The organism is Leclercia sp. Colony189 (assembly GCF_009740165.1).
Lineage (GTDB): Bacteria > Pseudomonadota > Gammaproteobacteria > Enterobacterales > Enterobacteriaceae > Enterobacter.
On record NZ_CP046557.1, the window covers coordinates 1122677 to 1135495 of the forward strand.

14 protein-coding genes and 1 other RNA gene are annotated in these 12819 nt (G+C 55.9%); 9 read left to right on the plus strand and 6 right to left on the minus strand.

Annotation, left to right across the window (positions count from 1 at the left end; translation table 11 throughout):
• The first annotated feature begins 56 nt into the window (after positions 1-56).
• Positions 57-626, plus strand: a complete 570-nt coding sequence (locus GNG29_RS05280) for a YbaY family lipoprotein (protein ID WP_103178495.1) — start codon at positions 57-59, stop codon at positions 624-626.
• 33 nt (positions 627-659) lie between these two features.
• Here the strand turns inward: GNG29_RS05280 and GNG29_RS05285 are convergent, their stop codons facing one another.
• On the minus strand, positions 660-995 hold the full coding sequence (locus GNG29_RS05285; RefSeq protein ID WP_168194659.1) for an MGMT family protein: 336 nt from the start codon (positions 993-995) through the stop codon (positions 660-662).
• A 154-nt stretch (positions 996-1149) separates the two neighbouring features.
• Between GNG29_RS05285 and ffs the strand changes: the two genes are divergently transcribed.
• From ffs to GNG29_RS05300, 3 genes are all read left to right on the plus strand, one after another.
• Positions 1150-1246, plus strand: an RNA gene (ffs, locus tag GNG29_RS05290) — signal recognition particle sRNA small type.
• Between the two features lie 270 nt (positions 1247-1516).
• Positions 1517-1768 (plus strand): hypothetical protein, encoded by a 252-nt coding sequence (locus tag GNG29_RS05295; protein WP_039032396.1) that lies wholly within the window; start codon positions 1517-1519, stop codon positions 1766-1768.
• The gene (locus tag GNG29_RS05300; RefSeq protein ID WP_032616855.1) at positions 1765-1983 is read left to right on the plus strand and encodes a hypothetical protein; all 219 of its coding nucleotides are present in this window, start codon (positions 1765-1767) and stop codon (positions 1981-1983) included. The genes GNG29_RS05295 and GNG29_RS05300 overlap by 4 nt, the downstream gene beginning before the upstream one ends.
• A 142-nt stretch (positions 1984-2125) precedes the next feature.
• Here GNG29_RS05300 and GNG29_RS05305 read toward each other — a convergent pair whose 3' ends face one another.
• Positions 2126-3547: a PLP-dependent aminotransferase family protein gene (locus tag GNG29_RS05305; RefSeq protein ID WP_156654003.1), complete on the minus strand. Its 1422-nt coding sequence runs from the start codon at positions 3545-3547 to the stop codon at positions 2126-2128.
• A gap of 84 nt (positions 3548-3631) precedes the next feature.
• Here GNG29_RS05305 and GNG29_RS05310 point away from each other — a divergent pair, with 84 nt between their 5' ends.
• The 4 genes from GNG29_RS05310 to GNG29_RS05325 all read left to right on the plus strand — a co-directional run bounded on the left by GNG29_RS05310 (position 3632) and on the right by GNG29_RS05325 (position 8994).
• Positions 3632-4240 carry a YitT family protein gene (locus GNG29_RS05310; RefSeq protein ID WP_156654004.1) on the plus strand — a complete coding sequence of 203 codons (609 nt, stop codon included), beginning with the start codon at positions 3632-3634 and terminating at the stop codon, positions 4238-4240.
• Positions 4241-4316: 76 nt separating this feature from the next.
• Complete coding sequence (locus tag GNG29_RS05315; RefSeq protein WP_103178498.1) at positions 4317-5390, plus strand: LacI family DNA-binding transcriptional regulator; 1074 nt, start codon at positions 4317-4319, stop codon at positions 5388-5390.
• A 104-nt stretch (positions 5391-5494) separates the two neighbouring features.
• Positions 5495-8581 (plus strand): beta-galactosidase, encoded by a 3087-nt coding sequence (locus GNG29_RS05320; RefSeq protein ID WP_156654005.1) that lies wholly within the window; start codon positions 5495-5497, stop codon positions 8579-8581.
• A 59-nt stretch (positions 8582-8640) separates the two neighbouring features.
• A complete protein-coding gene (locus GNG29_RS05325; RefSeq protein WP_103178500.1) occupies positions 8641-8994 on the plus strand; it encodes a DUF1428 domain-containing protein in 354 nt (117 codons plus the stop codon).
• 32 nt (positions 8995-9026) lie between these two features.
• Here GNG29_RS05325 and GNG29_RS05330 read toward each other — a convergent pair whose 3' ends face one another.
• The gene (locus GNG29_RS05330; RefSeq protein WP_103178501.1) at positions 9027-10595 is read right to left on the minus strand and encodes an EAL domain-containing protein; all 1569 of its coding nucleotides are present in this window, start codon (positions 10593-10595) and stop codon (positions 9027-9029) included.
• 257 nt (positions 10596-10852) lie between these two features.
• Here GNG29_RS05330 and ykgO point away from each other — a divergent pair, with 257 nt between their 5' ends.
• Positions 10853-10993: a type B 50S ribosomal protein L36 gene (ykgO, locus tag GNG29_RS05335; protein ID WP_003859006.1), complete on the plus strand. Its 141-nt coding sequence runs from the start codon at positions 10853-10855 to the stop codon at positions 10991-10993.
• A 49-nt stretch (positions 10994-11042) separates the two neighbouring features.
• Here ykgO and GNG29_RS05340 read toward each other — a convergent pair whose 3' ends face one another.
• From GNG29_RS05340 to tomB, 3 genes are all read right to left on the minus strand, one after another.
• Positions 11043-11507: a YlaC family protein gene (locus tag GNG29_RS05340; RefSeq protein ID WP_156654006.1), complete on the minus strand. Its 465-nt coding sequence runs from the start codon at positions 11505-11507 to the stop codon at positions 11043-11045.
• A 263-nt stretch (positions 11508-11770) separates the two neighbouring features.
• Positions 11771-11989 (minus strand): HHA domain-containing protein, encoded by a 219-nt coding sequence (locus GNG29_RS05345; protein ID WP_032616864.1) that lies wholly within the window; start codon positions 11987-11989, stop codon positions 11771-11773.
• Positions 11990-11997: 8 nt separating this feature from the next.
• A complete protein-coding gene (gene tomB / locus GNG29_RS05350) occupies positions 11998-12390 on the minus strand; it encodes an Hha toxicity modulator TomB (protein WP_103178503.1) in 393 nt (130 codons plus the stop codon).
• Between the last annotated feature and the right edge of the window lie 429 nt (positions 12391-12819).

Below are 12819 nucleotides of genomic sequence, written 5' to 3' on the forward strand. Positions count from 1 at the left end.
AACCACTCATCTGGCGGTATCGATCCCGCTGGTGCATTGATGATAAGGAGAACTCAATGAAACTCGTGCACATGTTAAGTGGTTTAGCGGTAGCGGTTGCTCTCTCTGCCTGCGCGGATAAAAGCGCAGACATTCAGACGCCGGCGCCGAACCCTAACACTGCTGGCGTAGCGACGCAGCCGACCATTCAGCAGCCAAATGTCTCAGGTACAATCTGGATCCGCCAGAAGGTGGCTTTACCGCCGGATGCAGTGTTAACCGTTACTCTGTCTGATGCCTCGCTGGCGGATTCGCCATCGAAGGTTCTGGCGCAGCGGGCGACGCGTACCGAGGGTAAACAGGCGCCATTTAAATTTGAACTGCCGTTTAACCCGGCGGATGTTCAGCCTAACGCCCGCATCCTGCTGAGCGCAGCCATTACCATTGACGATAAGGTTGTCCTGATGACCGATATCGTTAAACCGGTGATCAATCAGGGCGGTACCAAAGCCGATCTGGTGCTGGTGCCGGTACAGCAGACCTCGCTGCCGCTGCAGCCTGGCGGCGGTGCGCCGACAACTGTGCCGTCAACGTCACCAACCCAGGTTAGCCCATCTACGGCTACGCCGGCGCCAACCCAGCTTTAATGCTTCATGCCCCTCTCGTCTGAGAGGGGCTATTCAATACCGCCAGCGATAACGCTGCATATCAATTTGCCCACTTCCCGACACCTGCACACCTTCGCTGAGTAAGGCCTGACGCTGGCGCTGTAAATCTGGCCCGGTTAAGGAGATTGCTCCGTGGCGGTTGACCACCCGATGCCAGGGCAGGGTGCTACCTTCAGGCAGCCTTCTCAGCACACCGCCTACCTGTCGCGCTGCACGGGGAGAACCCGCCAGCTGCGCCACCTCGCCATAGGTGGTGACCGTGCCTTCGGGAATCGAGGCCACTATCTGCCATACCCGCTGGGGAAAAGAGTCGTGCTCGTCCATTTTATGCTCCTGTGTTAAGGGCATGATAAAGATTTACGGACAAGACAGGAAGAAAGTGCCCACTCTGTAAACGCTTTGCGCAATAAAACATCACCCGGACGCGGTTAACTTGCAATTGCTATCCCGTACAGTGATAATGCGCCAGCGCGTTGGTTAACAACGCTCTCAATGGGGGCTCTGTTGGTTCTCCCGCAACGCTACTCTGTTCACCAGGTCAGGTCCGGAAGGAAGCAGCCAGGGCAGACGACGTGTGTGCCGGGATGTAGCTGGCAGGGCCCCCACCCATTTCTGCTCTTCTCAGCATCGCTTCATATCCATTATCGCCATTATCCCCAACAATAGTGCGCGTATTATATATTTTTAAACCGACCTGTATATTTCGCAAATTGTCATCATACTGAAACATGGTTGTCATTATTCTGTCATAAATTTTCTGCAGGGTAAGTGTGACATTTTTATGATGTATAAGCAGAGAATATATATCTGGATAATAATGTTAACTTCGTGTATTAATTTAAGAAAAAATAGCCAGGGATGTAAAAACGATGACGACTGCAGTCCTGAATGTAAAAATTGACGAAGCGCTGAAAGAGAAACTTCGTCATTATGCCGAAGTGAATAATGAGAATCTCAGCGTTACCACTGAGAAGCTGCTGCAGATGGCATTTGCTGTAGCAGATGAGGCGGGAGTGACGGAGGAGGATATCGACAATCAGCATACGGAAGAAGAGAGTGTAGCTCCATTTACTCCTAAAGAAATCAAGGCACTAAGAAAAATTCTGAAGAAGAAAAAATGAAACAACATCAACAATCCACCGCCAGCAGCTACTCCGAAGCCTGCACGCTTCTGCGCTCTGGCTATGTCAAACATGTCCGCCTGGGCTGGGACGTTGGCAGTGATGAGTTCTTTCGAATTGCGTCTGACTGGTGTGATACCGGCGCAAAAATAAAGAAAGAAGGCGATAGTTTTGTTATTTCCCTGAAAGGTTTTCCTATTCCTGCTCAGCACTGACCTCCCATGCTGAAAATGTCTGACTGTAACAATTACAGTCAGACATTTTTAAATTGCCCGTTATGCGCGATTATTTGTGCGCCCGCTCACTTTTTTCCCGTAATTAATATCAACGTTGCAGTCGCCCACGGCGAAAAGGCGATTACACCAGGGTACGTTTTACGTTTTGCCCACCGTTAATCAGCGCCAGCCACAGCGGCTTGATCCGCACCAGGGCGTTTTCCAGCGCCATTGGCTCCAGAGAGAAGGGCATGCGCAGGTAGCGGTCAAACGCCCCGGAAAGCCCGAACCGCGTCCCGGTCCCCAGATGAATACCCGCCGCTTCGGCGCGGGTGGCGAGCTGAGTGGCCAACATATCCGGCAGTTCCACCCAGTAGGATAAGCCCCCTTCCGGCACCTGGAAACGCCAGTCGGGAAAATGTTCCCGCAGTAGCGCGGCGCAGCCATCTCGCCGCTCACGCAGCATCTGCCGTCGGGCAGGTAAAAAGGTTTCGCCCTGCTCAATCAACCACAGGGTCGCCAGCTGTTCCAGCAGCGGCGAGCCGAGATCGAGCGTATCGCGCGTTTGCGCCAGCGTGGCGATGGTGCGCGCCGGGGCGCGAACCCAGCCCAGACGCAGGCCGCCCCAGAAACTTTTTCCCGCCGAGCCGAGGGTAATGACATTGCCGTTCGGGCAGAAGGCAGCCAGCGGCGCTGGGGGAGGTGCATCGAACCAGAGATCCACCATGGTTTCATCGACGACCAGCAGAGTGCGGGCCCGGGCAGCCACGGCGGCGATAGCTTGCCGGCTCGTCGCATCCATGCAGCGGCCCGTGGGATTGTGGAAATCCGGCATCAGATAAGCCAGGCGCGGCGCGGTCTGGGCGAGGGTGGCGGCAAATCCGTCAATATCCCAGCCGGTCTGCGGCAGCGAGACACCTACCGGTCGGCAGGAGGCGCCCTGGATGGCGGCAATAGCCAGCGGGTAAGTGGGGTGATCCACCACTACCCGATCGCCTGGCCCGGTGAACATGCGCAGTACCAGCGCCAGCCCGCTGACGGCACCGTTAACCACCATCACCTCTTCTGCCCGGGTCGGCAGGCCGCGCGCCGTATAGCGTGCGGCAATGGCTTCGCGCAGGGCCAGCAGTCCCAGTTGGTCATAGCCGGTTTGCGTCAGATGCGGCGTCATGGCGGTCAGGGCATGGGTATAGGCCTGATGGATCTCCGGCCCGGCTCCCAGCGCGGCGGTAGAGAGATCCAGCGCCGCACTGGCGTTGGCGCGGGTAGGGGGCGTGCGGCTGTTGGGCAGGATCACCCGCGAGCCGCTACCGTGTCGGCTTTCGAGGTAGCCCTCATCCCGCAGATGGGCAAGGGCGCTGCTGACGGTGGTCCGGCTGACTTCCAGCGTTAAAGCCAGCTCCCGCTCTCCCGGCAGGCGTGTATCCAGCGCCAGCCTGCCGTCCAGGATCAGCAGGCGCAGGGCATCGGCCAGCTGTCGCCACAGCGGGGTACGGGAGGGGCTCTCCTGCCAGTGACCCAGCAGACGCACTAATGACTGACTTCCAAATCGACGTGATGACACAGGCAGTCCACTTTTTGAAAACTGGTCATTAATCATAGGGCCATTTCAGGCAATGATAAAAGCAGAAACCATCGGAGAGCGATCATGTTACGTCGATTACTTCAGCTTTACGTCGGATTAAGCCTCTATGGCCTGTCAACGGCGATGTTTGTGCGCGCGGATCTGGGGGCCGATCCGTGGAATGTCTTCCACCTGGGGGTGGCAAAACTGCTGGGAATGGATATTGGCACCGTTATCATTCTGACCGGTGTGCTGGTGCTGCTGCTGTGGATCCCACTGCGCCAGCGCCTGGGGCTCGGCACCATCAGCAACGTGATTGCCATCGGTCTGGCGGCCGATGTCGCGCTGGCGTTTATTCCGGCTATCGATTCGCTGATGGCCCGCTGCGTATTGCTGGTCAGCGCGGTTATCGTAAATGCGCTGGCGACCGGCATGTACATCGGGGCCGGATTTGGCGCCGGGCCGCGCGATGGCCTGATGACTGGTATCAACGCCCGCACCGGCTGGTCGGTTCGCAGCGTGCGCACGGCGATTGAGATTTCAGTTTTGCTGACTGGCTGCCTGCTGGGGGGCACTTTTGGTGTCGGTACCGTGCTCTATGCGTTAAGCATCGGCCCGCTGATCCAGATCTGTCTGCCATGGTTTCGTCAGAGACCGCGCCCGCTAGTCCCGCAGCCTGAGCGCGTTGTCTGATTTTGCGAAGCGCTCACATGCTTTACGCCAGGCGTTATGACAGAATAGGTACCTCTGTCACTGCAACGCGAAGCGCATGAAAGCCATAACGCTCTATGATGTTGCCCGCCTCGCGGGCGTCTCTTATCAAACCGTCTCACGGGTCATTAATGATGCGGCCCACGTCTCGGCCCGGACCCGGGAGAAAGTGCTGCAGGCGATGGCCGAGCTGCACTATGTTCCCAATCGCGGTGCCCAGCAGCTGGCCGGTAAACGCACCCGCACCCTGGGGTTGATTACTACAGATCTGGCCCTGCATGCCCCCTCGCAGATTGCCTCAGCGGTGAAGACCCGCGCAGGCGAGCGCGGGGCGAGCGTGCTGATCTCGATGGTGGAAAATCCCCAGCAATGCATGGCGGCGCTGCAGGAGCTGCTGGCCCAGCGCGTGGAAGGGCTGCTGGTTAACGTGCCGCTCGAAGAGGCCCAGGCAGAAAGCCTGCAGGCGCAGGCCCTTCCGGTGCCGGTACTGTTTCTTGATGTCTCCCCTGACGCCCGGGTACACAGCCTGGTGTTTGATGCCGGACAGGGGGCCACTCTGGGGGCGCAACATCTGCTGGCGCTGGGCCATCAGCGGATCGCCCTGCTTGGCGGGCCACAAAGTTCCGTCTCTGCCCGGGCGCGTCTTGCCGGCTGGTTGTCTGCCTTAGGCGAGGCGGGTCTGGAACCGTGTGCGGTTGCGGAGGGGGACTGGAGCGCGGCTTCAGGTTATGAAAAAGGCCATCAGCTGCTGGCGGGGGCGACCCTCCCGCAGGGGATCCTGGTGGCGAACGATCAGATGGCCCTTGGCGTGATGCGCGCCTGTGCCGAAAAAGGTATTGCTGTGCCGGGCCAGATCTCGGTGGTCGGGTTTGATGATACCACCGACAGCGCGTGGTTTACCCCGCCGCTGACCACGGTTCGTCAGGCGTTCCGTGAGGCGGGACTGCGCAGCGTGGAGTGGCTACTGGCGCAGCAGGGGACGAGTGAAGCAGCCCCGGCACAAACCCGGCTGCCGGTGACGCTTGTCGAGCGCCACTCCACCGCCCGGGAAGGGATCCCGCAGGGAAGTGAGGATCTGGCCCGCCAGCTTAAATCGCTGGCGCTGCTGGCCGAACAGCTGGCGCGTCGTTAACGCTTTTGTGATCGCCATCGCTTCATGATGCTCTCCCCCTTTACCCTGGCAACCTGACAGGGCATTGTAGCTATAAATTGTGAGCGCTTCGCAAAGAGGTAACTATGTCCCATCCTGCTTCGCTGACCCTCAGCACACTACTTGCCCGTCGTGACTGGGAGAATCCCGGCGTCACCCAATGGAACCGACTTCCTGCCCACGTCCCGCTAAGCGGCTGGCGTGATGAGCACGCCGCGCGGGATGAGGAGCCAACCCCGGCCATCCGCTCGCTGAACGGTGACTGGCAGTTCAGCTTCTTTCCTGCACCTGAGCAGGTTCCCGACAGCTGGACGCAGGAGGATTGTGCGGATGCGGTGGTGATGCCCGTTCCCTCCAACTGGCAGATGCAGGGCTTTGATACGCCGATCTACACCAACGTCACCTATCCTATTGCGGTGGATCCGCCCTTTGTCCCGGCTGAGAACCCGACCGGTTGTTACTCGCTCACATTCGATATGGACGCCAGCTGGCTGGAAAGCGGTCAGACGCGACTGGTCTTTGACGGCGTCAATTCCGCCTTTCACCTCTGGTGCAACGGGCAGTGGGTGGGCTACTCCCAGGATAGCCGTCTGCCTGCGGAGTTTGACGTGTCTGCGTTCCTGCGGGCAGGCAGCAACCGGCTGGCGGTAATGGTGCTGCGCTGGTGTGACGGCAGCTATCTTGAAGACCAGGATATGTGGCGGATGAGCGGTATCTTCCGCGACGTGACCCTGCTGCATAAGCCAGATACCCATATCGCCGACTATCACGTTGTGACGGAGCTGAACGCCGATTATGACCGCGCACAGCTTCAGCTGGGGCTGACCCTTGGCGGGAACGACTACGCAGGCTGTGAGGTGAGCGTAAACCTGTGGCGGGACGGAGAGCGTATCGCCAGCGCCATCGGCACACCGGGCTCTGCGGTTGTCGATGAGCGCGGAAGCTGGCAGCAGAGGGTAAATGTTGCACTGAAGGTGGAACACCCGGCGCTGTGGAGTGCGGAAATCCCCGCCCTTTACCGGCTGACTCTGGTGTTGCATGACGCGCAGGGCCAGATCCTGGACGTAGAAGCCTGCGATGTGGGATTCCGTCGTGTCGAGATCGCAAACGGGCTGTTGAAGCTCAACGGCAAGCCGCTGCTGATCCGTGGCGTAAACCGTCACGAGCATCACCCTGAGAGCGGACAGGTGATGGACGAAGCCACCATGCGCCGCGACATTGAGCTGATGAAGCAGCACAACTTTAACGCCGTGCGCTGCTCGCATTACCCTAACCACCCGCTCTGGTATCGCCTGTGCGATCGCTATGGGCTCTATGTGGTGGATGAGGCCAACATCGAAACTCACGGCATGGTGCCGATGAGCCGTCTGGCTGACGATCCGCGCTGGCTACCCGCCATGAGCGAACGCGTCACCCGCATGGTGCAGCGCGATCGTAACCACCCGTCGATCATCATCTGGTCTCTGGGCAACGAGTCTGGTCATGGCGCCAACCATGACGCCCTTTACCGCTGGGTGAAAACGACCGATCCTGGCCGTCCGGTGCAGTATGAGGGCGGTGGGGCGAATACGGCGGCGACCGACATCGTCTGTCCGATGTATGCCCGCGTCGATCAGGACCAACCCTTCCCGGCAGTACCAAAATGGTCCCTTAAAAAGTGGATCGGTATGCCGGATGAGACGCGTCCGCTGATCCTCTGCGAATACGCGCACGCGATGGGCAACAGCTTTGGCGGGTTCGCTAAATACTGGGAAGCCTTCCGCAAACATCCTCGTCTGCAGGGCGGTTTCGTCTGGGACTGGGTCGACCAGGCGCTGACGAAGCATGACGAACAGGGCAATCCTTTCTGGGCCTACGGTGGCGATTTTGGTGATAAACCGAATGACAGACAGTTTTGTCTGAACGGGCTGGTCTTCCCCGATCGCACGCCGCATCCGGCCCTCTATGAGGCCCAGCGCGCGCAGCAGTTCTTCACCTTTACCCTGCAAAGCCACTCCCCGCTGGTGGTGGAGGTGCAGAGCGATTATCTCTTCCGCACCACGGACAACGAGCAGTTACGCTGGTCGGTAATGCGGAGTGGCGAGGTGCTGGCCACCGACGTTGTGGCGCTGGACATTCCGCCACAAGGGACGCAACGGCTGGAGCTCGCTCTGCCGCAGTGGGCATCTGCACCGGGTGAACTGTGGCTGAACGTTGAGGTTATTCAGCCTGCCGCCACGCCGTGGTCCGCTGAAAACCACCTTTGCGCCTGGGAACAATGGCCCTTGCCAGCGCCGTTATGCATCGCGACGCCAAAGGCTGCCGGAACCATTCCACAGCTGATCCATGAGGATGACGCGCTGGTCATAACCCATCAGCAGCAGCGCTGGCAGTTTGATCGCACCAGCGGCAACCTGACGCAATGGTGGCGCGACGGCGTGCCGACATTGCTTTCGCCGCTGACCGATAACTTTACCCGCGCCCCGCTGGATAACGATATCGGCGTCAGCGAAGCGACCCGCATCGATCCGAATGCCTGGGTGGAACGCTGGAAGGCGGCAGGGATGTACAGCCTGACGCCGCGTTTGCTGCAGTGCGAGGGGGAGCAGCTGGCGCAGGGAGTAACGATCGCCACGCTCCAGGCCTGGGAGCACAACAATCAGGTGCTGTTCCTGAGCCGTAAATGCTGGCGCATCGATAGCCAGGGCGTGCTGCACGGCGACGTTGAGGTGCAGGTGGCGAGTGATATGCCAGAGCCCGCCCGAATCGGGCTGAGCTGTCAGCTGGCGCAGACGCCGCAGACCGTAAGCTGGCAGGGGCTCGGGCCGCATGAGAACTACCCGGATCGCAAGCTCGCTGCCCGTCAGGGACGCTGGGAACTGCCGCTTGCTGAGCTGCACACTCCCTACATTTTCCCGACCGACAACGGCCTGCGCTGCGATACGCGTCAACTGAATGTAGGGCAGCATCAGCTGGAGGGTGATTTTCACTTCTCGGTAAGCCGCTACAGCCAGACGCAGCTGCGCGAGACCTCGCATCACCATCTGTTACGTGAGGAGCCCGGCTGCTGGCTGAACCTTGACGCGTTCCATATGGGCGTTGGGGGCGATGATTCCTGGAGCCCAAGCGTCTCTCCGGAGTTTATCCTGCAGGTGAAAAAGGTGCGTTACGCCTTTAGCTGGCAACAGAACTAAACTTAATCGCTGATGCGGCCACACCGCGTGGCCGCACGTTCACTTCGGAGGTTTATCTGATGAAGTATGTCGACGGTTTTGTGGTTGCCGTGCCCGCAGATAATAAGGAGGCTTATCGCGAGCTGGCGGCGAAAGCCGCGCCGCTGTTTAAAGAGTTTGGCGCGCTGCGTATTGTTGAGTGTTGGGCAGATGACGTACCCGACGGCAAATTAACGGACTTTCGCATGGCGGTGAAGGCGGAAGAGAACGAAGAGGTGGTTTTCAGCTGGATCGAATATCCTTCAAAGGCGGTTCGCGACGAGGCGAATCAGAAGATGATGAACGATCCCAGAATGAAAGCGTTTGGCGAAGCCATGCCTTTTGATGGTAAGCGCATGATTTATGGCGGCTTCTCGCCGCTTCTGGACGAATAAGCGTGACGCCCGGCGGCGCTTCCCGCCGGGCGTTAAGCGTGGCTCTCGGGATCGAGATTCGTTTCCGCCCACTGGATAAACGCCTCTTTCGGCAGCGCCTTGCTGTAAAACCAGCCCTGGCCGTACTGCACACCGTGGCGACGAAGCCATGCCAGCTGGCCTTCGGTTTCAATACCTTCTGCTACCATGTCCAGATCGAGCGACCTGGCCATCTCTATGATGTGCGAGGTGACATTTTTATATTCCAGCGCATCCACAAACGATTTATCAATTTTCAGCGTATCGACATCCAGATCCTGAAGGTAGCTGAGGCTGGAGTAACCCGTTCCGAAATCATCAATATAGACAGAGTGCCCGGCACGTCGGAATGCGGCAATGGCCGGGGCGCTGACCGCAGGATCGGCGAACCCGCGCTCGGTGAGCTCCAGTGCAATCTGCGAAGGGTGCAGTTGCCACTGATTCAGCAGGCGGCTCAGCAGCGGAAGCACGGTGCCCGAGATCAAATCCGCCGGCGCCAGGTTTATCGAGATATGGTGGCCCGGATGCTGGCGTAACCATTCGCCCATCTCCTCAAACACTTTTTCGATGATAAGTGTCGTCAGCGGGTTGGTCAGGCCCGTCTGTTCCGCCAGGGAGACAAAAATATCGGGTGACAGATAGCTGCCGTCCGGCTGCGGCCAGCGTGCGAGGGCTTCCGCACCGGTGAGTCTGCCGCTGTTCAGATTCACAATCGGCTGGAAATGAACCTGGAATTCCCTGGCATTAATCGCATCCATTAAACGATACCGGGGCGATTGCAAACGGCGTAACACGCGCAATATAAACCAGGCTGTCAGCAGACTGATCAGGACACCAAAAGGCAGCCAGAAAATAAGCTGGTGGTGCCAGCTCTTTTGCAAAGGGGTCAGAGAGGACCACGCCACAATAGTGAAGCCCAGGTCAGATACATCGTGCCGGTTGTACATCACGCCGTTATGCTGAAAATTCGCGCGGCCATTGCGCTGCATTTCCTGAAAGACCTGCATATCCAGCTTGTTGCTGCTGGCAAAAACGATATTGCGGCGAAGCCCCACCAGGGCGACATCGATCGGCCATGAGCCAAAGGGGATCACATCGATCAGCGAGGCCGGATCGATCATGACAATGTAGTGCTCTGTACCAATCGCGGCCATATAGCGGTCGAGGCCCAGATCGTTATGCGAGGTGACCCAGGCCCGGTAGCCATCGGAGGTGATGCGCATTGCTGGCGGAAACGGGGCGGCATGGCTCACTTGTTCCAGCGAGGAGCAGCGCGGTTTCAGATCCTCAACGTAAAGAACTTCCTGAATGTAGCGCCAGGAAAAGGAGGCGCGGCGCATCGCCATCGCATGTTCGTAACTGCATGGGGTTCCATTAAAAGCGTGCATCTCCTTCAGGGCGGATTCCGCCTGGCTAATGACTCTGTCGGTACGTATCTGTACGCGCGAAGAGTAGCTGTTCAGATCATCGACAAACTTATCTTCTGCATTGCGGTGCGCCAGCCAGACACTCAGGCAGACAGGAACAAGGACAGCAATGATGAGTACACAGGTAACCACACTGACCAGGTGTCGGGTTGTCATGCTCCTGTTTCCTTTTATAACGCCGTTGTTGGGCGCCCAAGCCGATGACATTAAAACGAAAACGCCGTTGACATGTAGTGTTATAGCACGCAGTTGATAGTGAGTTCATTTAGCAATTGAGACACTGAATTAAATACCATTTTAAGTGACTTTTTCACAGAGCGAAAACCTGACGAACGCTACAGGCGCAGGTTGTTTTTGCCTCGCTACTCAGATATGCTAATTGTTATGTTATAACAAATCATAATGAGGTAGGTATGCAGGTTCTGAATTCATTGCGCAGCGCTAAACAACGCCATCCAGATTGTCAGATTGTGAAGCGTAAAGGGCGGTTATACGTGATTTGTAAATCCAATCCGCGCTTTAAGGCGGTGCAGGGGCGTAAGAAGAGACGTTAAGCGGGATAAAGATGCCTGCCGCCGATATTGGCGGCAGGCCAGGAGAGGTTCAGGCGGTCACGCGGGAGAGGGTGAAAACATCGTAGAAAGAGAGCTCGCCTTTCGTGGCGATCATCTTCTGCAGTTTCTCTTTTTGCTGGGACTCGACGTTAGGGGAATGCAGAATGTTTTCGATCAGCTGAGGAGGCACAAAGCGCGTGTTGTACCACTCACCGTTGTAGCAGACCCGGAAATCAAGCACATCAATATCTTCATAGCGATAACGCGGATTGACGTCAAAGAAGAAGAAGGCGTTAAAGACGATGAACAGGACAACCAGCAACCAGACGGAACCAATCAGCGTTTCGGATTGCAGCATCACTACCAGCGTAGCAAGCCACGCCGCATACATGGCGACAAACAGACCAGGATGTTTGCGAATAAAGCTGATGCTGAAGCGCGGCTTGTTGTCACGCTTTTCGCGAACATTGAGATCATCAATGGTTTCGGTAAGCAGGCGTTGTATCTCGGTCATCTTCTGCCCTTTCTGAATTCGACTCAATACGAAGGATCCGTATATTTTAAGTGACCACAATGTGTGTGGACAGTAACAGTTATGCTAAGAAACATCATAACAGTTACCAGAAAAGGGCGGGTGGGATGAGATGGCTGGCTGTTCAGTACAACGCAATCTTTCCCCTGGCGATAGCGCTAGCCCAGCAATGGAGAACTGCCTGTCACGCAAAGGATGAAACATCTGAACGTAGAATCTTTATCTCTGAGAGTAGTTAGACATAATCAGCGTACAAACTTCCATACAGCGGTCGGGATTTTATCGTACAGCTTATTCATCGTAAGTTCAGCCAGACGATGATCGGCTGCTGAATAGAATACCGCAAGCTCATTATCAGAAAGCTCGTATTTATTTTTTTCAATGACGCGTTCCAGGGTGTCAATGGACTGACAGCGTCGTAAACGCATCAAATAATCAGTCTTGGTTAATGGTTTATCAGACATAAATTCACCTAATTGTTTGTAATAATTTTAATCGGAGAAGCTAACGGGTTAGCTCTGCTTGCATTGACAAAACAACGAAAAAGCCGATTGCCCGATTTACGCCATTTTTGTAAATCCTGTGCGTTAATGCCGTAGCTGCTGAATAACATAAAAGTGTCATCCAGGTATTCGTCAATTTGCTCAATCAACTTATTATCTTCGTTATACTTAATTTTATAATTAAGCGCGAAGGTAGCAATATGTTCAATCAACTCGTTTAACTGCAAGTTAATGGCAGAAGTCGGGTCATTTACCCAGCCATGATTGCTTTCATCGAGATTGGTCAGGCAGTCATGGTACAGGGATTCACAAAGAAATTTCAACTGTGCAATATCTTGCCTTTTAGGCGAGTATTCGTCCATAGCGTATCCCCTTTTTGAGTGATTTTTTACTCACCGAACATCGTTGTCGGGAAGGGTACAACTGACTCAGCGTCAATGACTACTGTTATGCCTCTTGCTTTAACTATAATCTACTCTAATCAGGATTTCACCGCGCTATTACGAAAAATTACAATTACGCAGCATTTTACCGTCTCTGGCGGCCACTATGTTATATATTGTTTTATCCTGATACAGCTCTTTACTTATCACCCTGTGTGATTTCTTAACCAGTCTAAAAATCATTGGTAAGCGCGGGTGAAATCAAAAAACACCAGGAATACTCTTAATACCTAAGACGTGACGCAAAAATTTGGGAATTTCTGTAATAGAACCAGGTTAAATAGGATAAGCCGTTTAAGGGTGACATTAAATATATAAACCCTCAATAAGCTAATTTTATGATTTTTA

Excerpts from the sequence above, each read along its gene's own strand:
- GNG29_RS05280 (WP_103178495.1), top strand. The coding sequence starts at position 57 with ATGAAACTCGTGCACATGTTAAGTGGTTTAGCGGTAGCGGTTGCTCTC.
- GNG29_RS05285 (WP_168194659.1), bottom strand. The coding sequence starts at position 995 with ATGCCCTTAACACAGGAGCATAAAATGGACGAGCACGACTCTTTTCCC.
- GNG29_RS05295 (WP_039032396.1), top strand. The coding sequence starts at position 1,517 with ATGACGACTGCAGTCCTGAATGTAAAAATTGACGAAGCGCTGAAAGAG.
- GNG29_RS05300 (WP_032616855.1), top strand. The coding sequence starts at position 1,765 with ATGAAACAACATCAACAATCCACCGCCAGCAGCTACTCCGAAGCCTGC.
- GNG29_RS05310 (WP_156654004.1), top strand. The coding sequence starts at position 3,632 with ATGTTACGTCGATTACTTCAGCTTTACGTCGGATTAAGCCTCTATGGC.
- GNG29_RS05315 (WP_103178498.1), top strand. The coding sequence starts at position 4,317 with ATGAAAGCCATAACGCTCTATGATGTTGCCCGCCTCGCGGGCGTCTCT.
- GNG29_RS05320 (WP_156654005.1), top strand. The coding sequence starts at position 5,495 with ATGTCCCATCCTGCTTCGCTGACCCTCAGCACACTACTTGCCCGTCGT.
- GNG29_RS05325 (WP_103178500.1), top strand. The coding sequence starts at position 8,641 with ATGAAGTATGTCGACGGTTTTGTGGTTGCCGTGCCCGCAGATAATAAG.
- GNG29_RS05330 (WP_103178501.1), bottom strand. The coding sequence starts at position 10,595 with ATGACAACCCGACACCTGGTCAGTGTGGTTACCTGTGTACTCATCATT.
- ykgO (WP_003859006.1), top strand. The coding sequence starts at position 10,853 with ATGCAGGTTCTGAATTCATTGCGCAGCGCTAAACAACGCCATCCAGAT.
- GNG29_RS05340 (WP_156654006.1), bottom strand. The coding sequence starts at position 11,507 with ATGACCGAGATACAACGCCTGCTTACCGAAACCATTGATGATCTCAAT.
- GNG29_RS05345 (WP_032616864.1), bottom strand. The coding sequence starts at position 11,989 with ATGTCTGATAAACCATTAACCAAGACTGATTATTTGATGCGTTTACGA.
- tomB (WP_103178503.1), bottom strand. The coding sequence starts at position 12,390 with ATGGACGAATACTCGCCTAAAAGGCAAGATATTGCACAGTTGAAATTT.